This is a genomic window from Bradyrhizobium sp. CCGUVB4N (genome assembly GCF_024199945.1).
Classification (GTDB): Bacteria; Pseudomonadota; Alphaproteobacteria; order Rhizobiales; family Xanthobacteraceae; genus Bradyrhizobium.
Map to the genome: position 1 here is coordinate 1,141,701 of NZ_JANADP010000001.1, position 25,076 is coordinate 1,166,776.

Consider the following 25,076-nt stretch of genomic DNA (forward strand, 5'->3'; position numbering starts at 1 on the left):
ACGGGCGCGGCGGTCTGCGTGCTGGCCCTCGCGTATCAACGTGGATGCGAAGAAGCTCCTTTCGCAAAGCTTCGCTAGTCTAGCGGCTCGATTGCGCCGCTCTTTGAGAGTAGGTCAGATGCTCCTCAAAACGGCGCGCATTTCGGTCAACAAGCGATCGACGTCGCTCTCCGAAAAGACGAGAGGAGGGCGAATTTTTAAGCAGTTCGCATAATAGCCGGTCGCCGAGATCAGGACGCGACGTTTGCGCAGCCCATCGACCACGGCGAGCGCGGTCACCGAGTCGGGCTCCTTCGTGCCTCGATCCTTCACGAACTCCGCCGCGACATAAAGTCCAGCGCCGCGGACGTCCCCGATGCGCTCATCGTTGGCCGCGATCTCCCGGAGACCCTTCTGAATCATGGCGCCGATGCGCGCGGCATTGTGCTGCAGATTATCCTCACGGATGACATCAAACGTTGCCCTTGCCGCCGCGATGGCCACGCTATTGCCGCCAAACGTATTGAAATAACGCATTTCGTTGCCGAAGCGCTCGATGACCTCTCCGTGGACCGCCACGGCCGCGACGGGGAAGCCATTGCCCATCGGCTTGCCCATGGTGACGATATCCGGCGTCTGGCCATGGCGCTGGAAGCCCCACAGCTTGTCGCCCGAGCGACCGAAGCCGGCCTGCACTTCGTCGGCGATGACGACGCCGCCGGCCTTGTGCACGAGCTCGGTGATCGGCCGCAGGATATTCGTGGGATTGGCGTAGATCCCGTCGGATGAGAAGAGCGAGTCCGCGATGAAGGCGGCGATCCCTTCACCCCGCCGTTCAAGCTCCGTGATCTCGTGTGCGACCTGGCGAACGAGAAGCTCGGCAACTTGGCCCGCGGGCAGGCGGTAGGAATCGGGCGCAGGGATCCTGCGGACCCAGGTCCCCAACGGGGAGTTCTTGCCAAGCGACGGGGACAGCCCTGCTGTTAGGAACGAATTCCCCGTGTAGGCCTCGGACGTGATGATGATGCCCTTGCGGCCGGTCTGGTGCATGGCGATGCGCAACGCCAGATCGTTGGCCTCCGAGCCGGTGCAGGTGAACATGATGTGTTCGATCGGCGCGCCGAACGTCGGAATGATCTCGGCGGCAAATTCGAGGATACCGTCCTGCACGTAGCGCGTATGGGTACAGAGCGTCTGCATCTGACGATGGACCGCTTCGACGACGCGCGGGTTGCAGTGGCCGACCGAGACGACGTTGTTGTAAGCGTCGAGGTATTCGTTGCCCTGCGCATCCCACATCTTCGTACCGAGGCCGCGGCTGATCTGGACGGGCTCGGCGTACATCAGCCGGTAGGCCGGTCCCAGCAGCTCGCGGCGCTGGCGGATCTTGTCCTGAAGTGCGGCGTCAAGACCGTCCATGTTGTTGGGGTCGAAGCCGTTGACCATCCCGACATTGACCTTGGGCTTGGTGGGCGCATTCATGATCGTGCTTCCTTTCAGATGCTTTCCAGGCGGATGCTTTGGGGTGCGCCAGCGAATGTCTCGCTGATGTGGTCGCGCGACCGCTCGAGGAAGTAGTGCAGCTGCTTCCAGCCCTGGTGGGTGTTGCGCATGATGTAGCGGGCATTGTCTGGGAATTGTTCAGCGCGCCATGTGGTGATCAGCGCGCGCGCGATTACGCGAGCCATGACGAGGTGTGGCAGGACTTCCAGCTCGGTGCTTGTCAGGCCAGCGACAGACAGATAGCCTGCCAGAAGGTCGCGTCCGGCATCGAACATCGCGTCGTCGCCTTCAGCGTCGAGCTGGTTCAACAACGCAGTCGAGACGTCGACGGCGATATAGGTTCGCACGGCGTCGCCGAAATCGATCACGCCCGTGACGAAATTGGCATTGGCGCGATCGGCGACGATGTTCGAGCGGCTGAAATCGTTATGCAGGACCTGACGGCGGCACCGCTTGAGTAGGTCCTCGATCTCGTGAAAGCGTTGGAGACCGCGTTCCAGCATCCTACGCTGCTCGGGATCGCGAATGCCGCCCAGAAGATAGGCGAGCTTCGGCAGATGCTGGACGTCCCAGGCAATCTCGCGCCCGTCGTATGGATGACTGAAGTCGGCCATGGCCAGACGCAGCTTCGCAAGCACCGCGCCGACCCGGGCGCGATCGGCGGCCGTTTCGTCGACGCGGTCGAGCGGAATGCCCTCCAGATACGTCAGCATGCGCACCAGACGTGGCTGGCCATGGCGATCGATGTGCGTGAAGAAGGTCGCACCATCGCGATCGCGCACCACGCGGGGCGTCGGAAGGCCGCCGTCGTGTCTTGCCAGGTGATCGAGCAAGTCCGACTGAAGCGCCAACTCATTCGGGTCCTCATCCGGGTTGGAGAACTTCACGATGAAGCGCTCTCCCGCGGGCGTTGCCAGACGGAAGGTATCGTCCTTTTCGGTTGCCAAGCGATCGAGCGTGCCGGTGATACCGAAGTGGACGTTGAGAATACCAAGCGCTTCGTCGACGGCAATCGACTTGAACGGTGTGGCCAACCCTCCAGCGGTCAGCAGATTGGGAGAGGACATCGTGGATCGCTTTCGATGGCGGGTACGAGGGAGGGATGCATGCGTCCCTCCCGTTCCGTGATCAGGTTGTCGGCTGGCGCTGCGACGTATGCCAGGGCAGGGCGATGCGCTCCATGACATCGACGGCGTAGAACAGGATGGTGCCCATCACGCCGAGCAGCACCAGGGAGACGAAGACGCGCGTTGTGTCGAACTGACCCTGGGCTGTCAGCACCAGGAATCCCAAGCCTCGCCCACCGGCCACGAACTCGCCGACAATCGCTCCGACCAGCGCGAAGGAAATGCCAACCTTCATACCCGAGAACAGTGAAGGCAGGGCGTTGGGTATTCGTATCTTATAGATAATGTCGAACTTTGAGGCCCGGGTTGCTTTGGCGAGATTCAGCATATCCGGGTCGACGGAGCGCAAGCCCAGCACGGTATTGATGACAATCGGGAAGATCGCCAGCATCACCGCCACCGCCAGTTGCGACGAGACACCGGTCCCCAGCCAAATGACGAACAGTGGTGCCAGCGCCACCTTAGGCACCGAGTTCACAGCGATTAGCAGCGTATAGACCGTGCGCTCGAGAAATCGCGACTGGACGATGCCGACTGCAAGAATCACGCCCAATCCGACGGAGATCGCGAAGGCGATGGCTGTCGTCGACAGGGTGTAGAGCATATTACGGATAAATATCCATGGACTTTGCAAGAACGCCGCCCAGATCGCGGAGGGCGCGGGCAGGATGATGGCGGGCGGATTGAAGATGCGCACGACCGCCTCCCAGAGCAGGATCGAGCCGATCAGGACGAGGACGATGTCCAGTGATCGACTGTCGCGCATGAATTTTGCGATGAAACTGCTTGTCATTCGTGAAGCACTCCCAGTTCGGCGAAGTGGTGGCGAATACGCTGGGCATAAACACCGAATGCATCGGTCTCGCGCACGGAGAGCGGGCGGGGGCGGGGTAGATCGACATCGAACATGTCGACGATGCGGCCCGGTCCGCGCGACATCATCACCACCCGGTCGGCGAGAAACACGGCCTCCGAGATGGAATGCGTGATGAAAATGACGGTCTTGTTGGTGCCCTGCCAGATGCGCGCGAGCTCGACATTGAGATCGTCGCGGGTCATCGCGTCCAGCGCGCCAAAGGGCTCGTCCATCAGGAGCAGGTCGGGGTCGCATAGCAGGGCGCGGCAGATCGAGGCGCGTTGACGCATGCCGCCCGACAGCTCCCACGGATGTCGCTTCTCGTAGCCCTTGAGGCCAAAGCGCTCCAGGAGCTGCAGGGCGCGGTCGCGGTACTGCTCGCGCGGGTGGCCAAGAAATTCAGCCTGCAGCAGCACGTTGTCCAGAATGGTGCGCCAATCCAGAAGCACGTCACGTTGGAACACCACGCCCATGCGATCCGGCGGACCGATCAGAGGCTTGCCCGACACATTGATGCTGCCGGAGGTGATGCTCTCCAGTCCGGCGATGCATTTGAGCAACGTGCTCTTGCCGCAGCCGCTCGGACCAACGATGCTGTTGAACTGGCCGAGGCGCACATCCAGGTTGATGTCGCTGAGCGCAACGACCGGGCCATGCTTGGAGGGGTAGGTTTTCCCCGCGCCTCTGACCTGCAGATAGTTACCGGCGATCCTGTTGGCTATCATGTTCATGGCGACCTCGTCAGCGCGGGACCAGATCGTTGGTGAAATAGTCGCTGGCCTTCCAGCCCGCGGGCACGACGCCGGCGCGCTCCATGCCCTTCAGCGCGGCGTTCCAGTCCTCGGTCGCCTGCCAGCCAATCGGCTTTCCTTCGGTCGCTGGCGTGTTGAAGTATTCGAGGGTCAGCTTGATCTGCTCGCGCAGGACGTCGGGCTTCAGCATTGCGTCTGGACGCTCGGCGAGCATGGCTTTGACGCCGAGGTCGGGATCCTTGGCGATCTCGGCCCATGCGCGCTGTTCGACCTCGATCAGCTTCTTCAGCGTGTCGCCGCGCTTCTGGATCGTTGCGTCGGAGGCGATGAGCCCGTAGCTCGGGAAATAGAGGTCCGCTATGTCGGAGGTCAGGCATTTTGACGGCCGGGTCGCCTGCGCGAGCGGCAGGGCGGAAGCGACAGTCGACATCAGCCCGTCGGCGCGTCGCGACGTGTAGGTGCCCCACAGCGCCGCGGCATCGACGAATTCGATCGTCGTGTTGTTGCGGTCGAGCCCTCCGGCGGCGAGGAACGTGTCGATATAGGGCGCCCATGGGCTGGCGGCGAAAACGACAAGCTTCTTGCCCTTGAGGTCTTCGATCTTCCGGATCGGCGCGTCCTTGTCGACGAGCACACACAGGTCCGTGCGCCTGTCGAACCCCGCGATCGCCCTGACCTTGGCGCCGCCGTGGCGGGCCGCGGGCACGAGGCCGAGCTGAATTTGTCCGACATCTGCTTGGCCCGCGTTCACGAGCTGCAGGGTGTTAGCGGAGCCCCGGCCGTCCTGCACATCGACATCAAGTCCGGCCTCTTTAAACCAGCTCTTTTGTTGTGCGAGGTGCATCGCTGCGTGACTGCCCCAGGGCGAGAAGTCTAGCCGCACCGTCAGCTTCTCGTTTGCAAGGGCGGGCCCGGCAAGGGCCAAAAGCATCGCAAAAGCGGCCGATGACAGAAGTCGCATATTTCTCATTTGTCCTCTCCAGAAGTGGGCTGTGTTGGCCATCCGCCCTTATTGGTTCATTGGCGAATAGTACTATTAGTTAGATAACAAGCAAGAGCCGAGATCGAAAAGTCTGAATTTCAGGCATACAATGCCAAAAAATTACGTTGCCGGCTCTGTTCGTGACGTGATACAGAACTAACCGATTAGTTCAACAAGGATGGCTTGCATGGCGACTTCGGCGATCAGGACCGCGCGGATCGGTGTCGACATTGGGGGGACGTTCACGGATCTGGTGATGATCGAGGGCGATGGTCGCCTACATCACGCCAAGGTTCCCTCGACGCCCGGCGCGCCCGAGGAGGCCGTCATCACCGGCATCTCGCATCTCGTGTCGGACGCGCGGATATCCGTCGGCGACGTCCGTGAGATCGTGCATGGCACGACCGTCGGATCGAACACGCTGCTTCAGAAGGTGGGCGCCAGGGCCGGCCTGATCACGACCGCCGGCTTCCGCGACGTGCTGGAGATCGGGCGGCTGCGCACGCCCAACATGTTCGACCTGCAGTGGGACAAGCCGCTGCCGCTCATCCCGCGCCGCTACCGCCTCGAGGTCAGGGAGCGGATCGCTGCCGACGGCAGCGTCATCGAGCCGCTCGACGAGGCCGGCGTCATTGCCGCGGCTGCCATGCTGGTCGAGGCGGGCATCGAATCCATCGCGATCTGCCTGCTCAACAGCTATCGCAATCCCGCCCACGAGCAGCGCGCTGAGGCGCTGATCCGCAAGCGCTTTCCTGCCGTCCAGATCACGACGTCGGTCTCGGTGCTGCCGGAGGCGAAGGAATACGAGCGGACCAGCACAACGGTTGTGAATGCCTATGTCGGTCCCGTGCTGGCCGCCTATCTCGAGCGCCTGCAGGCCGGCATCAAAAGCCTCGGCATCGATGCACCGCTATTGGTCAGCAACTCGAACGGCGCGCTCGCCTCGGCCGAGACGGCCTGTGCGAAGCCGGTGTTCTTCATTTCCTCGGGCCGCGCCGCGGGAGCCGTCGGCGGGGCGCGTCTGGGCGAGGCATTGGCCCAGAAAAACCTCGTCATCTTCGATATGGGAGGCACCACGGCTTCAGCGTCGCTGGTGCGTGAGGGCGAATTGAGCCGGGTCAGCGAGTATGAATTCCGGGCGGGAATTTCGACGCCCAGTCGCTTCATCAAGGCCGGCGGGTACATGATGAGCGTTCCGACCGTCGACGTTGCCGAAGTCGGCAGCGGTGCTGGATCGATCGCGGCGCTCGACAGTGCGGGACTGATCCGGGTAGGACCCGTTTCCGCCGGCGCCGATCCCGGTCCGGCCTGCTACGGCCTCGGTGGCAACAGGGCCACCGTAACCGATTCCAACCTGGTGTTGGGCTATCTGCCGGAAGAGCTCGCGGGTGGTGCGAGGCGGTTGTCGAAGGCGGCCGCCGAGGCAGCCATCGCCGACCAGATCGGCAGCCAGCTTGGCCTCAGCGCCAGCGAGGCGGCCTATGGCGTGCGCGAAGTAGTCAACGCGAACATGGCGCGCGCCATTCGTGCGGTGACCGTGGAGCGGGGCGTCGACCCACGTGACTTCACACTGGTGGCCATCGGAGGCTCCGGTCCCGTCCATGCCGCCGCCATCGCCTCGCTCCTGTCGATGACCAGCCTGCTGATCCCTGCGACCCCCGGTGTGTTCACGGCAATGGGCATGCTGTCGGGAGACGTCGAACGCTATTTCACGGCTCCGATCGGCGGCGTCGTGGAGACGGTCGATCTCGATAATTTCGCGGCCGTGACCGACGAGTTGCGCCGGCAGGCCGTTGCCAACCTGCGCGAGGAAGGCATCCCCGAGGACGCGATGGAGCTCCTGCCCGAGGCCAACATGCGTTTCCGTGGACAGGAAATGTCGCTGGCCATCCCGTTCGCGGAGCCCTTCGATCCCGAGGCGGTGCGAACCGCGTTCCTCGAGACCTATCGTTCGATCTACAGCTACGTCTCCTCGGATGCCGTCGAGGTCGTCAGCATCCGGATGACCGGCCGTGGCCTGCGCCAGGGCCGTCTGGACTTTCGCCAGCTGTCGGCGGTCGGATCTGAAGAGGCAGGGCCCGTTTCGCGCCGCAAGGTTTACTACGGCAAGGCCGAGGGCTGGATCGATACGCCGATCTACGACCGCACCCGTTCGCCGCGCAAGCTGATCGGTCCGGTTATCCTGGAAGCCAACGACAGCACCGTCGTCGTGCCGCCCATGGCGAGCGTCGAGCGTGACGACTTCCTGAACCTCCATATTCGCCTGTCCTGAGGAACGAAGCCATGGCCGAGATTTCCGCTCACGATCCGATCACCTTCGCTGTTCTGAAAAGTGCCGTCGAATCCATTGTCGATGACATGGCCTACACGGTGATGCGAACGGCCCGTTCGCCCATCGTCCGCGACGTTCTCGATTACTCGACAACGATGTGCGATGCCAAGGGCCGTATCCTCGCGCAGGCGAAGACCGTGGCGCTGCATCTGGGCGCAGTCCCGGACGCCATGGATGCGCTGCTGAAGCGCTTCGGCGGCGATCTGCACCCCGGCGACGTGATCATCTTCAACGATCCGTACGAGGGCGGCATGCATCTGCCGGACATCTTCATGTTCAAGCCGATCTTCCATGGCGACGAGCAGATCGGCTTTTCGGTGGTGATCTGCCATCACTGCGACGTCGGCGGCCGCGTGCCCGGCTCCAATGCGAGCGACTCGACGGAGATTTTCCAGGAAGGCCTGCGTCTTCCGCCGCTCAAGCTTTATGATCGTGGCGTACGCAACGAGATCGTTTTCGAGATCATTGGGCGGAACGTTCGCCTGCCGGATCTGGTGATCGGCGATCTCGAGGCGCAACTCGCAACCTGCGCCATGGGCGAGCGAGAATTGTTGCGCATCGTCGACAAATATGGCGCACCTGCGTTCAACCGCTTCCTGGGAGATTTCCTGGACTATGGCGAGCGTCTGACCCGGAACGAGATCGCAAACTGGCCCGACGGGCGCTACGAGTTCACCGACTACATCGACGGTGACGGGTTCGATGAGGCGCCGATCTCGATCAAGGTGGCGATTACCGTGAAGGGCGACCACCTCGATGTCGACTTCAACGGCAGTTCGCCTCAGGTGAAGGGCGCGATCAACTCGACGCTGTCGTTCGTGAAGTCCGCGAGCTATCTGGCGATCCGCTGCGTTCTCGACGCCGAGGTGCCGAACAACTCCGGCGTCTACCGTGCGATCGACGTATCGGCACCGCTCGGTACGTTGTTGAACCCACACTTCCCGGCACCTGTCGCGGCACGCGCGTTGACCGGCTATCGTGTCGTCGACGCGGTGCTGGGCGCCCTGGCTCAGATCGTTCCCGAACGTGTTGCGGCGGCGGGCGAGGGTGGAAACTCGGTCGTCTGCCTTGGCGGCTATGACAAGGTGACGCGGCTGCCGTTCGTCATGGTGGACATGATCAATGGCGCGCTGGGAGCGCGCGCCACCAAAGACGGCATCGACGCGATCACCAATCCCTCGCAGAACATGTCGAACATGCCGGTCGAGCTGATGGAATCGACCTATCCGATCCGGATCGAGGAGTATGCCCTGCGCGCGGACTCCTGCGGCGCCGGCGAGCGTCGCGGCGGGCTCGGCGTGGTCCGGCAGTACCGCCTTCTGGCCGAAGACGCGGTCATGCAGCTGCGCTCGGACCGTTACCACCATCGTCCCTACGGGCTTTTCGGCGGCAACGAGGGAGCGGCTTCGCGCAACTTGCTCAGCGTCGACGGCAGCAAGTTCGAGCTGCTGGATAGCAAGGTGACGCGTAACGTTTCGCGTGGAGATGTCATCCGTCATGAGCAGGCGGGCGGGGGCGGCTACGGCAACCCGATGAAGCGCCCGCTGGAAGCGGTGCTGGACGACGCGCTTGATGGCAAGATCACACCGGAATTCGCCAGCGAATACTACCGCGTCGTGATCAAGGACGGTCGCATCGACCAAAAGGCAACCGCCGACCTGCGCAACCTGCAGACGGAGATGGCATGATGGCTGACTTGCGTCGTTTCGCGATCAATCAGATCACGACACGGGACTGGACCCTCGAGCAAGCCGTGAACGGCTATGCCCGACAGGGCGTCGCCGGCATCGGTGTCTGGATGGAATACCTGGATGCCTGTGGCGTTCGTCAGGGCGCAAGGCTGATCCGCGATGCTGGTCTGTTCGTGCCCAGCCTTTGCACGAGCGCCTGGGTCAATATTGCGGATCGCGCCGGCTTTGATGCCGCCGTCGCGGAGAACCGCAGGCGTCTCGATGCGGCCGCCGAGATCGGGGCAACGGCCCTGGTTGTCGTTCCCGGGAGCCTTGCGACCGGTGAAAAGGATCTGCCCGCGGCGCGGTCGCGGGTCCTTGGTGCGCTCGAACAGCTCTTACCCTATGCGCTGGAGGTCGGTGTGGTTTTGGGCATCGAGCCCCTGCACCCGATGTATGCCGCAGACCGCTCCTGTCTGAACACCTTTGCTCAGTGCCTCGACATTTGCCGCAGGCTTGGCCAAGGAACAGGAATCGTCGCCGACACCTATCACTGCTGGTGGGATCCGGAATTCGTGCCGGGGCTGCGCCAGGCGGGGCCGGAAAATATCCTGACGTTCCATCTGGGCGACTGGCTTGTGCCGACGCGCGATGTATACCATGACAGAGGCATGGTCGGCGATGGTGTAGTCGACTTTGGGGCTTACCGAGCGGTTCTCGACGAGATGGGTTACGACGGGCCGTTCGAGATCGAACTGTTTTCCAAGTTCGACTGGTGGCTTCGTGATGGTGACGAAACAGTTGCCGTGGCGGTCGACCGCTGCGCGCCGCTGGTCGGTGAACGACAGAAGGCTCCGTGCTGAGCGCACTGTCGGTTGAAACGATGGAGGGCAGATGGCGGAAAAACCCGCTATCCGAGATTCGATCCGAACGCAGGAAAAGATCCTCGCGGCAGCGCAGGTCGAGTTCGCACGCCGCGGATTCGATGGCGCCCGTGTCGACGCCATCGTGGAGCGGGCCAAGATCAGCAAGAATCTGCTCTACCACTATTTTCGCAGCAAAGAGGATCTCTACATCCGCATTCTCGAGCGGACCTATGAGACTTTGCGCAGGCGTCAGAGCGACGTGTCAGTCAATGGCCTCGATCCACTCAATGCGATGATCCGCTTGTGCGAGAACACTTTTCGGGTCTTTGTCGAAGAGCCTGACGTCATCGTGATCCTGAATACCGAGAACCTGCATCGCGCCAAGCACATTGTTAAATCAACGATCATCCGGACGATGTACGACAAGCTATCGGAAAACCTGCGCGAAATTCTGCAAGCCGGGGTCCAGCAGGGAATCTTTCGCCAAGGCGTCGATCCTGTCGAGCTGTACATCTCTATGTCCGCTCTGGGATACTTCTATCTGTCGAACCAGCACACGCTATCCATCCTCTTCAAGCGAAAGCTGGGGGCGCCCGAGAATATCGTGCGCCGGCAGGCCCATCTCGTCGACATGGTTGTCAGCTACCTAATGCGGAAACCCGAACCGGGCGATTGGACTCCGTCGCTAGCGCGCGGGTCCTGAACGGACACGAGGCCACCAACGTCATGGTCGCAGGCAATGCGGCTAAGCTGGGGGCGGTTTTCGGACGAGACACCGGGGCTGAGACTGGAAACCATGCACGACAGCGCTGCTGGCGCGCGGTGAAATGCCTCCCTGGCTGGATATAACTGGCGGAAGGTCTCTCCACGGGCTGCCGTGCGTGCGATTCACAACAATGCTTCGAGAAACGAACTGCCACCGCCCGAGGTCGTGGCATACTTGTGATCCCACGCATCGCGTCCGCGGTCGGCGAGGAGGATCCTGGCGCAACCCGCATCTGCCTTGGCGCGGCAAGAGATATTGTCGCACTCTCCGAGGTGTTCCAGACTCTGCGCGATGTCCTGGCTCGCCACCCAATAAACGTCGTTTCGGTCGCCTAGTCTAACCGTGGTTGGCTCTGCTTTCGGTGCGCTCTGTCTCGTTTGCTGCGGTTCACAGGAAAGTCCAGCCATCGAGCAGCGAACCTCGGGACTTCGCATTCGACCAACTGCAGAAATCTGTTGTTCCGAGCACCCGAAACCACCGGTTCCGACGATTCCAGTTTGCGACCCCATTCCGCAGGGATCGGTGTTACGCCTCCCCGCAACCACCGACGCTTGCGATAGCAAGCCGTTCAGAGCCCCGGCCTCCGAAAGGAAGTCGGGGTTCTTTTTGCCTGCCGCAAACCGCAGGATCGCGGCTAGGTCGCCGCGCAGCACGATCGCGAGTTCCTCCGCCTCGGGCATCAGCGTCACCTGATCGACGAGGGTACGGAGAACCTCCGCTGCTTCCCCTTTGTCGTCTTCGTTTTGCAGGCTTTCGTACAGCGCGGCCACGTGCTGCCGATAGATCTCCGCCATGTTGGGATGTAGGAGAGGCGGCGGCTCTTCTGCGAGATCCGACCAAGGTGATTGCGCCATTCAATGAAGGCGCAATTTGCTAAGCGTCGTTTTTTTCTTTGCAGTCTTTCGAAAGTCTAGCGGTTGCGTGCGCAATGCGCCGGCATGCTTCCTCCAGCTCAACTAAAGACGTTGCGTAGGAAATCCTGAAATAGGGAGCAAGCCCGAAAGCAGAACCAGGCACCACCGCAACGCCGGCGCCGCGCAGCAGATACTCGACAAAGTCCCTGTCGTTCTCCAGCGTTTGCCCGTCAGGAGTGATTTTGCCGATCAGGCCGGCACAGCTTGCAAATGTGTAGAAAGCGCCCTCGGGCACGCGGCAGGTGATCCCGTCGATCCTGTTCAGCGCGCCGACGACAAGATCGCGCCGCTCCTGGAACGACCGGCAGCAGTCGCGGACAAAATTCTGCGGCCCGTTCAGCGCCTCGATGGCTGCGGCCTGACTGACCGACGACGGGCAGGAGGTCGACTGGCTCTGCACGACGGCCATGGCCCGGATCAGGGCACTTGGTCCGGCGCCATAGCCGATGCGCCAGCCGGTCATCGCATAGGCCTTCGAAACACCGTTGATGGTCAGCGTCCGGCTGCGCAGCGCTGGCTCGATGGCTGCTGGCGTGGCGAAGCGAAAGCCGTCATAGACGATGTGCTCGTAGATATCGTCGACCATCAGCCAGACCTGCGGATTTGCGAGCAGCACGTCGAGGATCGGCCGGTAGGCGGCCTCCGAATAGGCCGCGCCGGATGGATTGGACGGCGAGTTCAGCATCACCCAACGCGTGCGAGGCGTGATGGCGCGCGCGAGATCGTCGGCCGAGAGACGAAAGCCATTGGCCTCGGAGCACGGCACCAGCACCGGCGTGCCGCCGGCGATTGCGACGATGTCGGCGTAGGTCACCCAGAACGGGGTCGGGATGATGACCTCATCGCCGGGGTTGATCGTCGCCATCATGGCGTTGAAGAGCACCTGCTTGGCGCCGGCCGACACCGTGATCTCGTCCTGAGCGAAGTCGAGTTCGTTGTCGCGTTTGAACTTCGCGCGAATGGCGGCCTTAAGCTCCGGTGCGCCGTCGAGCGCGGTATATTTGGTCGCGCCGGCGCGCATCGCGCGCTCGGCTGCCTCCTTGATCGTATCCGGTGTGTCGAAATCCGGCTCGCCTGCGCCGAGAATGATAACGTCCCGGCCTTGGCGTTTCATCTCCGCAGCGAGCCCGCTGATCTTCAGGATCTCCGACACGCCGATCGACGAAAGGCGGTGGGAGGGGCGGAACAACGCGGGGCTGTGGAGTGGGGCGTTCATGTGTCCTCTTACGCCACGTCGAACTTGACGCCCTGGGCGAGCGGCAATGTCCGGCCGAAATTGACCGTATTGGTCGCGCGGCGCATGTAGGCCTTCCAGGCGTCCGAGCCCGACTCGCGCCCGCCGCCGGTTTCCTTCTCGCCACCGAAGGCGCCGCCGATCTCGGCGCCGGACGGGCCGATATTGACGTTGGCGATGCCGCAATCCGAACCGCGTACCGACAGGAAGGCTTCGGCTTCGCGCAGATCATTGGTGAAGATCGAGGACGACAGACCCTGTGGGACCGCGTTGTGCAGGTCGAGCACCGCATCGAAGTCACGATACTTGATGACGTAGAGAATCGGCGCGAAGGTCTCGTGCTCGACGGGACCGACCTGGCTCGCGATCTCGACCAGCGCCGGGCGGACATAATAGGCCTCATCGCCGCCGTCAGTGCGAACCCGCTCGCCGCCGAACACTGTGCCGCCCGCAGTGCGCGCCTCGCCCAGCGCTTTCTGCATCGATGCGTAGGCCGCGCCGTCGATCAGCGGACCGACCAGGGTGCCGTCCTTGAGCGGATCGCCGATCGTCACAGACTCATAGGCGCGCTTCAGGCGCGGCAGGAACGTGTCGTAGACGCTGTCGTGGACGAACAGGCGCCGCAGCGTCGTGCAGCGCTGACCAGCGGTGCCCATGGCGGCGAACGCGACGCCGCGCAAGGTCAGGTCGAGGTCGGCCGTCGGCGCGACGATTGCGGCGTTGTTGCCGCCGAGTTCGAGGATCGCGCGCGCAAAGCGTTTGGCCAGCCGCGGCCCGACGACGCGCCCCATCGCAGTCGAGCCGGTTGCCGACACCAGAGGCACCTTGGCGTGATCGACGAGGATCTCACCAATCTCGCGGCCGCCGAACAGAACCGCGGACAGCCCGTCCGGCGCCGTGCCGCCTTCTGCCTTGAAACGCGCGAGCGCGCGATCGAACAGCGCTTCGGTCGCAAGCGCCGTCAGCGGCGTTTTCTCCGACGGCTTCCAGACGATGCTGTTGCCGCAGATCAGCGCCAGCGCAGCATTCCAGGACCACACCGCGACCGGGAAGTTGAACGCCGAGATGATCCCGGTCACGCCGAGCGGATGCCAGCTTTCCATCATCCGGTGCTCGCTGCGCTCGGTCGCGATGGTCAGGCCATAGAGCTGGCGCGACAGACCCACCGCGAAGTCGCAGATATCGATCATCTCCTGGACCTCGCCGAGGCCCTCGGACGCGATCTTGCCGGCCTCGATCGATACCAGCCTGCCGAGCGCCGGCTTGTTGGCGCGCAATTCCTCGCCAAGCAGGCGGACGAGTTCGCCGCGCTTCGGAGCGGGGACAAGCCGCCATTCGAGGAAGGCCGCGTGCGCCTTGTCGATCGCCGCCTGTGCATCGGCGGCACCGATCTCGTTCACATGGCCCGTGATCTCGCCTGTTATCGGCGATCGAGCTGTCAGCTTGCCGCCGGTGTAGCGGCTCCGCTTGACGCCGAGTGCGGCGAGGAGCGCGTCTGCCTCGTCCGCCAGGGATTTGACGGCGCGTGCTGGGGTCTGGGTCGTGATGGTCATGGCGATTTCTCTTGGATAGTTGAAGGGCGGTTCAATCAGGCCATCGCCCGGCATGCAAGGTGCGGTGACCCGAGCTGGCGCACGGCCTGCTCCAGGGAGGTCCTTTCCGCCTGCGCGTACAGCTTCATTTCATCGTGAACCCCAGCACCGAGGGCGACTTCGAACGCAGCCCGGTTGGAGCGCGCCGCGTAGTTTTGCTGCTGGTCGGTGCCGAGATTCGACTGGAAAATTCCTGCCGCACTGACCGGGAGGAAATCTTCGTAGACGATCGGATCGTAGCGCAGAAAACCCGCAGCCAGCAAATCATCGAGGCTGGATGGCGGCGGATGCCGCTTGCATGCATCAATGCCCGCCGACGTCGCCGAATAGCGGAAGAAGGCGAGCCCTTGCGCGCGAAGCTCCGACCAATCGTCCGGGAACATCTTGAAGCGCTCGGCCAGTTCGCTGTCGTAGTCGCGTGCGGATGCGCCGGCCGCACCGGCCTGCCGCACGGAGGCGAGCAATCGGTCGTAGAGCTCGCGACCCTTGGGCGTGAGCGCAACGCCGCGCTGCTCGATCTCGCCGAAGCGGGCGGTATGTGTCCCGGCTGCCATCGTCTCATTGGCCTGCCGGAACAGGATCGGTTCCTCCAGCGCCTTGAAGCTGGTCTGACGCAGCAGGATCGGGCAGTCGCGGCGCGGCGGACCTTCGATGATCGCCTTCGGCGCGATGCCGCGCCGTGGCATTGCGGCCTGGACGGCATCGATATCCAGCGTGCGCGGCGTCAGATGGTTGATGTGCGGGCCGCGAAAGCTCACCACGTCGGCGATCAGTCGATGGGTCGCGTGCAGCTTGCTGTAAACCTCCAGGCTGACCGTGGCCTCGCTGTGCCAGCGGAACGTCTCCAGGGCTTCGCGAACGAACTCATCCGCCTGCGCGATGGTCAGATGACCCGTCGTCTCGAAGGTGCCGACCAGTTCGAGCGCCCGCGGCGTGAAGATGCGACGCCGACCTAGGATTTGCTCCGCCTCGGCGCGCAGGCTCTCATCCTCGATCAGGTCGAGGCGCAGCAGCGAGGTGAAGACCCGGAACGGGTTGCGGCGAAGCGCGGCATCGTCGATCGGCCGGAAGGCCGTGGCATGGACGGGCACGCCGGCGATCGACAGGTCGTAGTAACCGACCGGATGCATCCCCATCACCGCAAAGACGCGGCGCATGTCGCGCAATTCGTCGGCGCGGCCGAGCCGGATGGCACCGTGACGCTCGACGCCCAACCGCTCGAGCTCGTCACTGCGCGCGAGACTCGCCCGCAGCTGCTGGTGCTGCCGCACGGTCTCGCGATTGGTGTCGTTGACGAGTTCCACCAGGGTGCCGTATTGCGGCACTTCGGCCCGGTACATGTCCGACATGGCGCGGGAAAACAAAGTACGGATCTCGTCCGCATCCGCGCGCAGCGCTGGCATCATCATCTCCGTCGACGGCGGATCGGCCGTCATCGACGGACCGATCCCAAGTTCATGCTATTTCGTTATGATCCGGCGATTAGACCTTGCTTGATCGGCCAATTCAAACGATGTTTATTCAGAAGGTCATTCTGAATTGGAATGATAGCAATGGATCCGCAGACACCTCGCCGTTTTCTTCCCTCCACCGCCGTGCTGGCGGCGTTCGAAGCCACCGCGCGGACCGGCAGCATGACGCTGGCCGCGCGCGAGCTTCAGCTGACCCAAAGCGCCGTCAGCCGGCAGATCAAGATGCTGGAGGAGCAGCTCGAGGTGGAGCTCTTCATCCGCGAGCGGCAGACCGTTCGACTGAACTCCGTCGGCGAATCCTATGCGGGCGAGATTCGCGAAGCGCTCCACAAGATCAGCACCGCCTCGTTCAATCTTCATGCGAACCCGAGGGGCGGGAGCCTCAATCTCGCCATCCTGCCGACGTTCGGCACCCGCTGGCTCGCGCCGCGTCTGCCGAGGTTCCTGGCAGCAAATCCCGGGATCACCATCAACCTGGCAACGCGGTTGTCCTATTTCGATTTCCGGGTCGAGTCGCTCGATGCTGCGATTCATTTCGGCCAGCCGGAATGGCCCGGCGCCGAGATGGCTCTGTTGCGGTCGGAACAGGTCATCCCGGCCTGCAGTCCCGGCCTGAAGCGCCAATACCACTTCCGTGTTGCCGGCGATCTCCGAAACGCGCCGCTGCTCAGCATCTCCACGCGCTTTCATGCCTGGGACCGGTGGTTCTCGATTCACGATGCGCCCGGCAAGACCACTCAGGGGATGGTGTTCGACCAGTTTGCCACCGCAGCCCAAGCGGCGATCGCCGGTCTTGGCGTGGCGCTGCTGCCGACCTTCCTCATCCAGGATGAGCTCGCGAGCCGCAAGCTGGTCCGAGCCATCAACCTGCCTATGGAAAGTCCCGAACGATATTACCTCGTCTGGCCTTCCGAACGGGCGAAGTACCCGCCGCTCGCCGCATTCCGGGAGTGGCTGCTCGCGGAGACTGCACCTGACCGTTGATCAAGCGGCGCTGAACCATTCTACGGCGGTACAGTCGCCAGGCTTTGAATGCGTTGTGCGCAGCGTCTATGGCAGCAGCGCTGGCGGTAGCGGTGATTGTCTTGAGCTTCCCGAACTCTTCTCCGGTCGCCGGCTGGCGAACTGAAAATGCTACTACGTACGTGGTCGTTCCGGAGGGGCGGCAGACCTCTATCTCGCGCTTTCCTTGAGTGGATCCTGCAAGAGACGCCCCGTTAAACATCTGTTTTCGTGCAGCACCTAGGTCTGGAGCTAAGCTAAAGCACCACCATCCCAGGTGGATCGGTGTCCAGGCTGCCCTACGATTTCGCTGAGAATCTTAAGGCGCTGATGTGTCGTCGGTCGCCTTCCGAGGCTAAGCGTTCGGCTTCTGCGACGCGTCAGTTCCAAATTCCAAGTGCGGCGCTATCAATTCCAAAACGATATCGATCGAGGTGCAATTGGTATTGGTCGATCAACGGCAATCGCTACACAATCGCTCAACTCGGCCGAACTGAAGCGCCGCGAACCTAGAGACAGGCTCGATGCAGACGATCCCCCAGCTTCTCCTCGCGCGTGCCCAAGACTCAGGCGATCGCGTCTTCTGCAAATTCAAGGGGCAGCAAACGACGTTTCGCAGCCTGCTCGCCAAAGTCCAGGAAATGGCGGGCGCGCTCCAAGAGGCTGGTGTGAAACGTGGCGATCGGGTCGGCTTTATGCTGACCACTTCCGTCGAGCACATTGCCCTCTATCTGGCGACCTCCTGGATTGGTGCTGCGGCAGTGCCGTTCAGCGTTCACCTCAAGAGCGCAGGCATCGAGCTCCAGGTTTCGAGTGCAAAGCCATCCGCTTTTGTGGCCAATCGCGTTCAAACGGATGCGGTACGTGCGGCTTTCGCAACGGTCCCCAAAGCCCCCGTCCTGATCTGGTTCGAGGATGGCGATAACCGAAATTCCGAACACAGTCTCAACGATCTCCTCCGCGCTAGCCGGTCGGCGGTGACCCCCGTTTCGCGATCGCTCGACGATCTTCTTGCGATTAACTACACCTCCGGTACGACCGGTGCGCCCAAAGGCGCAATGTTGTCGGACCGATTTTATTGGATCGGCGCAAAAAACGCAGGCGTATTGTCCGAAGCCAACCGGGATGATGTTTTCTTCCTGTGGGAGCCCTTCTACCATGTGGCAGCTTGGATGACCGTCATGATGGCTCTTCATCATGGTCTGAGCATCTATATGGTCGAGCGGTTAAGTGCCTCCAAACTCTGGGACCAGATCGCCGATGCAAAGGCTACAAAATTTCACTATCTGGGCGGCCTGATCAATATCCTCCTCTCGCAGCTCGTGACTGAGAGCGAGCGTAACAACACCGTGTCTATTGCTTGGGGCGCCGCTTGCCCGAAAGACACCTGGCGTCAGTTCGAAGAACGGTTCGGGCTGATCGTCCGCGAGGGTTATGGCCTTAGCGAAGGTCAGAATTTCACCCACATCAACATGCGGGATGTCCTCGGCTCCATTGGCACACCGGTAGAAGAGTTTGACAGCTGGTTGGTTGATGACCACGGGGACCGTGTTGGGCCAGGCGTCGTCGGCGAAATCGTGCTGAAGCCTAAGATGCCCGGTATTACCATGCTGGGGTATTTTGGCGATCCCGAGAAGACGGCGGAGGTGCTCCGAGCCGATGGCTGCGTCTATACGGGTGACACAGCCTCCACCGATCAAGATGGCAATTTCTACTTCAAGGGCCGTAAGAAGGATGCCTTGCGCCGGCGGGGAGAAAATGTCTCGGCATGGGAGGTTGAGCGGGTGCTCAATGCCGCTCCGAACGTTGAAGAGTCCGCGGTTTTGGGCGTAGCATCGCCCATGGGAGAGCAGGATATCTTGGCGGTTGTGAAGGCCAAGGACGGGGCTGAGGCGGACCCGTTGACTATCGCGCAGTTCTGCAGCGAGCGCCTCGCGTACTACCAAATTCCCCGCTACATTCAGATCGTCGATGAGTTCCCGCGGGGCCCGACTCAGCGCATAAAAAAGAACGATATCGTCGTTGATTTGAACACGGCTTGGGACGCCGAGAAGGCCGGGTTTAAGCCTGTCCGGAACGTCTGAGGGAGCCGGGTCATGTTGGAAGCTCCCCAAAACCAGCCAAACTCCGACGAGCTCTTGAGCGAGGTTCGCGAGGGGGTCTTGATCCTGAAGATCAACCGCCTCAATCGATACAACGCGTGGACGTCTGACGTTCGAGATCAACTGGCAGGCCATCTTACGGCAGCGGGGGGCGATCCAGGCATCAGGGCGGCGATCCTGACCGGCGCAGGCGACAAGGCATTCTGTTCAGGTCAAGATCTTTGGGAGCTACAAGCATTCAAAGATGGGTCGGAAATCGGCTCGTGGCTTGGACGCCTGACCCGCTGTTACGATGCCGTCAGACAATTTCCAAAGCCATTTATCGCTGCGGTGAATGGCGTCGCAGCCGGTTCCGGTTTCCAGGTCACCCAGTTCTGCGATCTCGTCGTTACGCACGCCGGCGTGACGATGGGCCAGACGGAAATCAATTCCGGCCTGCCGAGTATATTCGGGACGTGGCTGATGTGGGAGCGAGTGGGGCGGCGCGCTATTGAGCTCTCTCTGCAAGGCCGCTTGATGAACGCCGAAGAAGCCCGCAGCCTCGGATTCGTTCATGAGATAGTCCCGCAAGAAGGCGTGCTTAGCGCTGCTTTGAGAGCAGCGGAGCGGCTGTCCAAGCAGCCTCAAGTCGCTTACAGCCTGTCAAAACGCGCCAATACTTTGCTTGACGAAGATCGCTATCGAAAGGCGATCGCCATGGCCATGGAAGCCTATGAGCAGGCGTTCAACGTCGGTGCGCCGCAAAAGGAGATCGAGCGCTTTTTCGAACGCCGCCGTTATCGAAAGAAATTGGCCGAAGGCTGATAGCTGAAGCTGGACACAACCCGCGCCGCGAGGCGCCGAGCCACGAATACCCCGAGCGAAGTTCCCCCGGACGGCGTTTCCAAGCGTTGCCCGAACGGTCCCCCATTGGAGATTACCCAATCATGCCTACCGAACTGTCGAGCGTCGAATTTAGCACCTATCTCTGGTCCCGCATGTACGCCGGATTGCAACTGGTCACCATGAGGGAAAAGGGCGAGTCAGGCGTTGCTGACCTCAAGTTCAATTTCATGCGCTCACACGGTGCCAAGCACTTCATCGCTGGTCTTAAGAAGCTCGGCATCGACAAGGATCCGCCCGCGATCGCCGCTGCCAAGTATCACTACCTGTCGAATTGCGCAGTCGGCGCGGTTGATATGGAGTACGCCGAAGAAGGCCCGAAGAAAGCTTGGATCCGCTATCTCGCGCCGGCGTGGGCGTACCCCGGCTCGGGGCTGCTCGCCATCCCGGCCTCGACGCAGATTGGGGCGTTCCGTGCTTGGCACCAGAACAACGGTACCTGGCTCGGTTGTCCGCGTCTGGGGTATGTATGCACCAAGCTTTACCAGCATGGCGCCCCTTACGATGAAGGCTACTTCATCGAATACGATCACGATATTACATACGATGAGGCTCTGAAGTTCGAGACGGTGGACCGTAGTCCGGGTTTCGATCCGGCGATCGCGCCCCGACTGGACGAAGCAGAATGGCCTCTTGAACGGCTGGCTAAGGCGAGGCGCCGCTACGCTGAGGGTTATACCGCCGGACCTGTCGGGGTCTTGGTGCGATCGTATGGCGTGCCTTATGCCGCCTACCTTGTAGCGCAAGCTGCAAGGGGCATCGGAACGCAGTACGCTCGCGAAATCGCCAGCCGGTTCGGCTGCGCTGAAAAAGATGCACCCGCTATGGCCAGGCTTCTTTCGGACATCTTGAGCGACTTGGGCATCGAGCATCAGAGCCGCAGCAAAGATGGCTCGTTCTTTATCGAACGCCGGCAGTTTGCGCCGTTACAGGACGGATTTCCGGACGAGATCCACGACGCAATCGGTGAGCTCTTTCCCGCAATCATCGCGGTGCTGTCCGACAAGGTCGATTTCAGGGTCGCGGTGAACGGCGCTGCTTCAAGCGAGAGCCGTACCGAAGTCTGGAAAATCGAAGGAAGCGCCACGCGCTTACGGTAGTCACCCACCACTTGTGTCATAACCAGAAAGAAGAGGGGAATGCGATGACTAAGACCAAGCTCGGTATGAATCGACGACAAATTCTTGCTGGTGCCAGCGCCATCGGCATTGGTGGGATAGTTGCTCCTGCCATTACCGGTAGTGCCCTGGCTCAATCCAAATCGATCACGGTCGTGAGCTGGGGCGGCTCGCTGGTTGAGGCGATGAAGAAGCACTGGATCGTGCCCTTTACCAAAGAAACCGGCATCAATGTCGCAGTTGCGGATGGCCCGGACCTAGCGAAGCTCAAGGCCCAATCCATCATGGGCCGCTCTGAATGGGATGTGTTCGATGCGTCTGGGGCAGTAGCATTGGCCGGGACGAAACAGGGATTCTGGGCCCCTCTCGACCGCGACGTCATCAAGTCTGACAACCTCAAGCTTCCGGCCTCAGAACACCGCGTCGGCATGTACTTCTTCGCGGGGGGCATCGCGTTCAACCCGAAAACACACCCGGAAGGCAAGCACCCCACGAATTTCAAGGAATTTTTCGATGCGAAGGCTTTCCCCGGAAAGCGAGCGCTCCGGACGCGAGTTTCCGAGATGCTCGAAATCGCATTGATCGCCGACGGCGTAGCGCCGAAGGATCTCTACCCCCTGGATGTCGAGCGAGCGTTCCGAAAGCTCGACACGATCAAGCCGATTGTCACGAAGTGGGTTGAGCAGACGCCCCAAACGATCTCGTTGATCCAGAACGGCGAGGTCGACTATTCCTACACCTACTCGAATCGGGCCAAAGTTGCGCAGGAATCGGGCGCTTCCATCGATTTCGCCCTGCAGCAAGTGCTGCTGGGCGTGAGTTATCTGACGGTGCCCAAAGCGAGCCCCAACAAACCTGAAGCGATGCAGTTCATCGCGTTCATTTTGCGTCCTGATCGACAGGCGGCTTTTGCAGACGAACTCGGTCTCCTGCCAAACAATCAAAAGGCGGTGCCCCTCATGAGCGAAGCTTCCCGCAAGTGGGTCCCAAATCTGGAAGGCCCGAATTCTGCAATACTGAACGATGAGTGGTGGGGAGAGAATTTTGACAAGCTGCAGGCTCGGTTCAAGCAGTGGCTTTTGATTTGAGCAACTGAAAGTCACCCTACTGAAATTTGGTGGGCGGATCACTCCGCTCACCAGGCAGACGGTTCAAAAGCATGTCATCTTTCACATTGCGGCCACTAGAAGGCTGGGCCTACTTGGCCCCCGCGCTGCTGCTTCTCGCGGGTGTCTTCCTTGTTCCACTGATATTCACGCTCTCGTTTAGCTTAGATACCCCGCCGTCGGCCCAGCACTACGTCGCACTTGTCGGCGAGCCGCTTTTCCAGCGCGTCTTAGGCAACACTCTTACGATAAGCCTGCAGGCGACCGCCTTGACGGTGCTGATTGCCTATCCTGCGGCGTTCCACCTGGCGCTCCAACCTCCTCGTAGACGGGCCCTGTTAATGGCACTTGTGATGCTTCCGTTCTGGACCAGCATCCTGGTGAAGAGCTTCGCCTTTATCGTCCTCCTTGGGGACCAGGGCGTGATCAATCGCACGCTGCGAGCTATCTTCGGCAGTGAGGCGGGCGTCACCATGCTATTCAACCGAGTGGGCGTGATGATTGGCCTTACCCACTACCTTGTTCCGTTTGTCATCTTGCCGGTTCTAGCGAGCCTTTTGGGACGCAATCAGAGCATTGAGCGCGCCATGGCGGTCATGGGTGCGGGTCCAGTTCGAATTTTCTGGAATGCTATCTTGCCCGCCAGCCTACCTGGTCTACTGGCGGGTACGCTTATGAGCTTGACGCTGTCTCTGGGCTTTTTCGTAACCCCTGCCCTGCTGGGGGGGCGACAGGATATGATGATCGCCAACCTCATCGATTTTTACACCCGGGAAGTTCTGGACTGGCCAACCGCGTCTGCCATCTCGATCATCCTGCTCTGTCTCTCTGGCTTGCTCATTACCGCACTGCTCCGGGCGAAACGCGGCGAGAGTCTTCTCTAAGGGGGATACAATGGTCTCTGATCTGGCTACGACCCTTTGGCGCCGAATTGGCTCTTGCCTGGCGTGGGCGGTCTACATGTTCCTGCTGCTACCTACTCTGATCGTTATCCCGATCGCGTTCGGCGACAGCGCCGAGGTACAGTTTCCCCCGGCAACTTGGTCACTAGGACTCTTTCGGCGATTCTTCGCTGATGAAATCTGGATGACATCGCTCTGGACGAGCATTGAAGTTGCGCTTGTCAGCTCCTTGATCGCTCTTCTTGTTGGCGTGCCCGCAGCATATGGGCTCGCAAGGGCATGGATAAGAGGCCGCTCGGCGGTGCAGCTGATATTGATGAGTCCGCTGCTTGTCCCAAGTATCGTCCTCGCCCTGGGCGTCTATCTCTATCTAGGGCGAGCCGGCCTGTCGGGAACGAAGACAGGCATCATCCTCGCCCACACGGCCTATGTCCTGCCTTTCGTAGTCGTAACAGCTAGTTCCGGATTGAAGGCGCTTGATGCGCGGATCGAACTGGCTGTGCAGGTTTTGGGCGCCAACCGGTCGCAAGTGCTGCGATATGTCGTTATTCCGCAACTTCGGCCAACCATCTTGGTGAGTTTTCTGTTCGCATTCTTGATGTCCTTCGATGAGGTCGTGCTCTCGTGGTTCTTGAGCGGCACCTCGGCCACCACCTTACCCGTCAAGATGTTCACGGCAATTCATTGGGAAGTGTCACCGGTTCTGGCTGCGGTTGCTACTCTCCTGACCATTGTATCGGCAGCAGCATGCCTCGGCGCAGCGCTCCTCCAGCGAAACCCAACACACTAGGGGCTCATCCGTGAACGCCACCGCGAATTCCGAAGCTGTCCGACTCCGGGTTGATCGAGTTAGCAAGCAATATGGTGATATGACTGCCTTAGCGGCTACCGATCTCGTTATCCGAAAGGGAGAGTTTGTCAGCCTACTTGGGCCCTCAGGATCCGGTAAGACCACGCTCCTCAACATCGTTGCCGGCGCCGCAATGCCTTCAACAGGGCGAGTGCTGCTGGACGGCCGTGACATCACGCACCTGCCGTCACGCGAACGCAACCTCGGCATGGTCTTCCAGCATTACGCGCTAATCCCGCATATGACCGTTTTCGACAATGTCGCCTTTCCGTTGAAAGTGCGGGGTGTGGCCAAGAATGAGATCGCTGACCGTGTGCGGGCCGTGCTGGCCACTGTCCGACTCGACCAACTGACTGATCGGAAACCTAGTCAACTGTCTGGCGGGCAGCAGCAGCGCGTGTCGATCGCTCGCTGCCTCGTCTATGATCCGCCGGTCATTTTGATGGACGAACCGCTTGGTGCTCTGGACAAGGGCTTGCGTGAAGCCATGCAGTTTGAGATCAAGCGACTTCATAGGCAGCTTGGCATCACCGCACTGTATGTCACGCACGATCAGGACGAAGCTATGGCGCTCTCCGATCGGATCTGCGTCATGAACAACGGCTCGATTGCCCAGCTTTCAGCAGCTCGCGAACTCTATTATCAGCCGACCAGCAAGTTTGTTGCGGAATTCCTGGGCGAGTCGAACGTTCTTCCGGGTAAAGTAACCTCATCAGGTTCCACCATTGAAGTTGAACTCGACGAAGGAGCAGGTTCGGTTCGGAGCACTCAGCCTTGTACTCTCAAGCCGGGCGAGCAAGCGTTTGCGATGATGCGTCCTGAGAGCATCTCAATCGTGGCAACCCCTGGCCAGACCGCAGCCGATAACAAGCTGGCTTGCACCGTGGAGGGCGTTGAGTTTATCGGTGGTGTTAGTCGTGTCCGGCTCCGCGCGGCCGGTAATATCGCCTTGAGCGTCAAGTTGTTGTCGAGCCACAAACCGCTCGCCACGCTCGCATCAGGAGACCACGTCTGGGCTACCTGGAGCCCTTCCGATACGATCTTGCTCGACCGCACCCACGATGCGTGA

Annotated in this window: 21 protein-coding genes; 12 read left to right on the forward strand and 9 right to left on the reverse strand. The window is 61.3% G+C overall.

The features are described 5' to 3' along the window. Nucleotides 1-114: 114 nt before the first annotated feature. The 5 genes from NLM31_RS05365 to NLM31_RS05385 are packed head-to-tail and all read right to left on the reverse strand — an operon-like array spanning nucleotide 115 to nucleotide 5,187. Nucleotides 115-1,461, reverse strand: coding sequence for an aspartate aminotransferase family protein (locus NLM31_RS05365; RefSeq protein WP_254128330.1), 1,347 nt, complete (start codon nucleotides 1,459-1,461; stop codon nucleotides 115-117). 14 nt (nucleotides 1,462-1,475) lie between these two features. Beyond that, on the reverse strand, nucleotides 1,476-2,669 hold the full coding sequence (locus NLM31_RS05370; RefSeq protein ID WP_254128331.1) for a phosphotransferase: 1,194 nt from the start codon (nucleotides 2,667-2,669) through the stop codon (nucleotides 1,476-1,478). Beyond that, complete coding sequence (locus NLM31_RS05375) at nucleotides 2,611-3,402, reverse strand: ABC transporter permease (protein WP_254128332.1); 792 nt, start codon at nucleotides 3,400-3,402, stop codon at nucleotides 2,611-2,613. Before NLM31_RS05375 ends, NLM31_RS05370 begins: the two co-directional genes overlap by 59 nt. Beyond that, on the reverse strand, nucleotides 3,399-4,196 hold the full coding sequence (locus NLM31_RS05380) for an ABC transporter ATP-binding protein (RefSeq protein WP_254128333.1): 798 nt from the start codon (nucleotides 4,194-4,196) through the stop codon (nucleotides 3,399-3,401). The genes NLM31_RS05375 and NLM31_RS05380 overlap by 4 nt, the downstream gene beginning before the upstream one ends. Before the next feature lie 10 nt (nucleotides 4,197-4,206). Then, nucleotides 4,207-5,187 (reverse strand): ABC transporter substrate-binding protein, encoded by a 981-nt coding sequence (locus NLM31_RS05385; RefSeq protein WP_254099436.1) that lies wholly within the window; start codon nucleotides 5,185-5,187, stop codon nucleotides 4,207-4,209. A 199-nt stretch (nucleotides 5,188-5,386) separates the two neighbouring features. Here NLM31_RS05385 and NLM31_RS05390 point away from each other — a divergent pair, with 199 nt between their 5' ends. Genes NLM31_RS05390 through NLM31_RS05405 form a run of 4 tightly spaced genes read left to right on the forward strand, consistent with a single transcriptional unit; the run spans nucleotide 5,387 to nucleotide 10,770 of the window. Further along, a complete protein-coding gene (locus NLM31_RS05390) occupies nucleotides 5,387-7,471 on the forward strand; it encodes a hydantoinase/oxoprolinase family protein (protein ID WP_254191687.1) in 2,085 nt (694 codons plus the stop codon). An 11-nt stretch (nucleotides 7,472-7,482) separates the two neighbouring features. Then, entirely contained in the window at nucleotides 7,483-9,219 is a 1,737-nt protein-coding gene (locus tag NLM31_RS05395; protein ID WP_254191688.1) for a hydantoinase B/oxoprolinase family protein, read from the forward strand. Next, entirely contained in the window at nucleotides 9,216-10,064 is an 849-nt protein-coding gene (locus NLM31_RS05400; RefSeq protein ID WP_254128336.1) for a sugar phosphate isomerase/epimerase, read from the forward strand. Before NLM31_RS05395 ends, NLM31_RS05400 begins: the two co-directional genes overlap by 4 nt. A 31-nt stretch (nucleotides 10,065-10,095) precedes the next feature. Next, nucleotides 10,096-10,770, forward strand: coding sequence for a TetR/AcrR family transcriptional regulator (locus NLM31_RS05405; protein WP_254191689.1), 675 nt, complete (start codon nucleotides 10,096-10,098; stop codon nucleotides 10,768-10,770). A 185-nt stretch (nucleotides 10,771-10,955) separates the two neighbouring features. On the opposite strand, the gene NLM31_RS05410 is transcribed toward NLM31_RS05405, so the two are convergent. The 4 genes from NLM31_RS05410 to NLM31_RS05425 form a co-directional block, all read right to left on the reverse strand. Next, nucleotides 10,956-11,627, reverse strand: coding sequence for a hypothetical protein (locus NLM31_RS05410; RefSeq protein WP_254128337.1), 672 nt, complete (start codon nucleotides 11,625-11,627; stop codon nucleotides 10,956-10,958). A gap of 79 nt (nucleotides 11,628-11,706) precedes the next feature. Continuing rightward, entirely contained in the window at nucleotides 11,707-12,963 is a 1,257-nt protein-coding gene (locus tag NLM31_RS05415; protein WP_254128338.1) for a pyridoxal phosphate-dependent aminotransferase, read from the reverse strand. A gap of 8 nt (nucleotides 12,964-12,971) precedes the next feature. Beyond that, on the reverse strand, nucleotides 12,972-14,534 hold the full coding sequence (locus NLM31_RS05420; RefSeq protein WP_254191690.1) for an aldehyde dehydrogenase family protein: 1,563 nt from the start codon (nucleotides 14,532-14,534) through the stop codon (nucleotides 12,972-12,974). A gap of 35 nt (nucleotides 14,535-14,569) precedes the next feature. Next, nucleotides 14,570-15,976, reverse strand: coding sequence for a VOC family protein (locus NLM31_RS05425; RefSeq protein ID WP_375143623.1), 1,407 nt, complete (start codon nucleotides 15,974-15,976; stop codon nucleotides 14,570-14,572). 150 nt (nucleotides 15,977-16,126) lie between these two features. On the opposite strand from NLM31_RS05425, the gene NLM31_RS05430 reads away from it, so the two are divergent. The 8 genes from NLM31_RS05430 to NLM31_RS05465 all read left to right on the forward strand — a co-directional run bounded on the left by NLM31_RS05430 (nucleotide 16,127) and on the right by NLM31_RS05465 (nucleotide 25,076). Continuing rightward, nucleotides 16,127-17,029, forward strand: a complete 903-nt coding sequence (locus NLM31_RS05430; protein ID WP_254191691.1) for a LysR family transcriptional regulator — start codon at nucleotides 16,127-16,129, stop codon at nucleotides 17,027-17,029. A 542-nt stretch (nucleotides 17,030-17,571) separates the two neighbouring features. Next, the gene (locus NLM31_RS05435) at nucleotides 17,572-19,131 is read left to right on the forward strand and encodes an AMP-binding protein (RefSeq protein ID WP_254191692.1); all 1,560 of its coding nucleotides are present in this window, start codon (nucleotides 17,572-17,574) and stop codon (nucleotides 19,129-19,131) included. Between the two features lie 12 nt (nucleotides 19,132-19,143). Next, nucleotides 19,144-19,953, forward strand: coding sequence for an enoyl-CoA hydratase/isomerase family protein (locus NLM31_RS05440; protein ID WP_254128343.1), 810 nt, complete (start codon nucleotides 19,144-19,146; stop codon nucleotides 19,951-19,953). A gap of 122 nt (nucleotides 19,954-20,075) precedes the next feature. Beyond that, nucleotides 20,076-21,131, forward strand: coding sequence for a hypothetical protein (locus tag NLM31_RS05445; protein WP_254099609.1), 1,056 nt, complete (start codon nucleotides 20,076-20,078; stop codon nucleotides 21,129-21,131). A gap of 44 nt (nucleotides 21,132-21,175) precedes the next feature. Continuing rightward, nucleotides 21,176-22,237 (forward strand): ABC transporter substrate-binding protein, encoded by a 1,062-nt coding sequence (locus NLM31_RS05450; protein ID WP_254128344.1) that lies wholly within the window; start codon nucleotides 21,176-21,178, stop codon nucleotides 22,235-22,237. A 113-nt stretch (nucleotides 22,238-22,350) separates the two neighbouring features. Next, nucleotides 22,351-23,139 (forward strand): ABC transporter permease, encoded by a 789-nt coding sequence (locus tag NLM31_RS05455; protein ID WP_254099605.1) that lies wholly within the window; start codon nucleotides 22,351-22,353, stop codon nucleotides 23,137-23,139. 76 nt (nucleotides 23,140-23,215) lie between these two features. After that, a complete protein-coding gene (locus NLM31_RS05460; RefSeq protein ID WP_254128345.1) occupies nucleotides 23,216-23,947 on the forward strand; it encodes an ABC transporter permease in 732 nt (243 codons plus the stop codon). Between the two features lie 10 nt (nucleotides 23,948-23,957). Beyond that, nucleotides 23,958-25,076, forward strand: a complete 1,119-nt coding sequence (locus NLM31_RS05465; protein ID WP_254128346.1) for an ABC transporter ATP-binding protein — start codon at nucleotides 23,958-23,960, stop codon at nucleotides 25,074-25,076.

Bases quoted from the DNA above. Each gene is read 5' to 3' on its own strand.
- NLM31_RS05365 (WP_254128330.1), bottom strand. From the start codon at position 1,461: ATGAATGCGCCCACCAAGCCCAAGGTCAATGTCGGGATGGTCAACGGC.
- NLM31_RS05370 (WP_254128331.1), bottom strand. From the start codon at position 2,669: ATGTCATGGAGCGCATCGCCCTGCCCTGGCATACGTCGCAGCGCCAGC.
- NLM31_RS05375 (WP_254128332.1), bottom strand. From the start codon at position 3,402: ATGACAAGCAGTTTCATCGCAAAATTCATGCGCGACAGTCGATCACTG.
- NLM31_RS05380 (WP_254128333.1), bottom strand. From the start codon at position 4,196: ATGAACATGATAGCCAACAGGATCGCCGGTAACTATCTGCAGGTCAGA.
- NLM31_RS05385 (WP_254099436.1), bottom strand. From the start codon at position 5,187: ATGAGAAATATGCGACTTCTGTCATCGGCCGCTTTTGCGATGCTTTTG.
- NLM31_RS05390 (WP_254191687.1), top strand. From the start codon at position 5,387: ATGGCGACTTCGGCGATCAGGACCGCGCGGATCGGTGTCGACATTGGG.
- NLM31_RS05395 (WP_254191688.1), top strand. From the start codon at position 7,483: ATGGCCGAGATTTCCGCTCACGATCCGATCACCTTCGCTGTTCTGAAA.
- NLM31_RS05400 (WP_254128336.1), top strand. From the start codon at position 9,216: ATGATGGCTGACTTGCGTCGTTTCGCGATCAATCAGATCACGACACGG.
- NLM31_RS05405 (WP_254191689.1), top strand. From the start codon at position 10,096: ATGGCGGAAAAACCCGCTATCCGAGATTCGATCCGAACGCAGGAAAAG.
- NLM31_RS05410 (WP_254128337.1), bottom strand. From the start codon at position 11,627: ATGGCGGAGATCTATCGGCAGCACGTGGCCGCGCTGTACGAAAGCCTG.
- NLM31_RS05415 (WP_254128338.1), bottom strand. From the start codon at position 12,963: ATGAACGCCCCACTCCACAGCCCCGCGTTGTTCCGCCCCTCCCACCGC.
- NLM31_RS05420 (WP_254191690.1), bottom strand. From the start codon at position 14,534: ATGACCATCACGACCCAGACCCCAGCACGCGCCGTCAAATCCCTGGCG.
- NLM31_RS05425 (WP_375143623.1), bottom strand. From the start codon at position 15,976: ATGCCAGCGCTGCGCGCGGATGCGGACGAGATCCGTACTTTGTTTTCC.
- NLM31_RS05430 (WP_254191691.1), top strand. From the start codon at position 16,127: ATGGATCCGCAGACACCTCGCCGTTTTCTTCCCTCCACCGCCGTGCTG.
- NLM31_RS05435 (WP_254191692.1), top strand. From the start codon at position 17,572: ATGCAGACGATCCCCCAGCTTCTCCTCGCGCGTGCCCAAGACTCAGGC.
- NLM31_RS05440 (WP_254128343.1), top strand. From the start codon at position 19,144: ATGTTGGAAGCTCCCCAAAACCAGCCAAACTCCGACGAGCTCTTGAGC.
- NLM31_RS05445 (WP_254099609.1), top strand. From the start codon at position 20,076: ATGCCTACCGAACTGTCGAGCGTCGAATTTAGCACCTATCTCTGGTCC.
- NLM31_RS05450 (WP_254128344.1), top strand. From the start codon at position 21,176: ATGACTAAGACCAAGCTCGGTATGAATCGACGACAAATTCTTGCTGGT.
- NLM31_RS05460 (WP_254128345.1), top strand. From the start codon at position 23,216: ATGTTCCTGCTGCTACCTACTCTGATCGTTATCCCGATCGCGTTCGGC.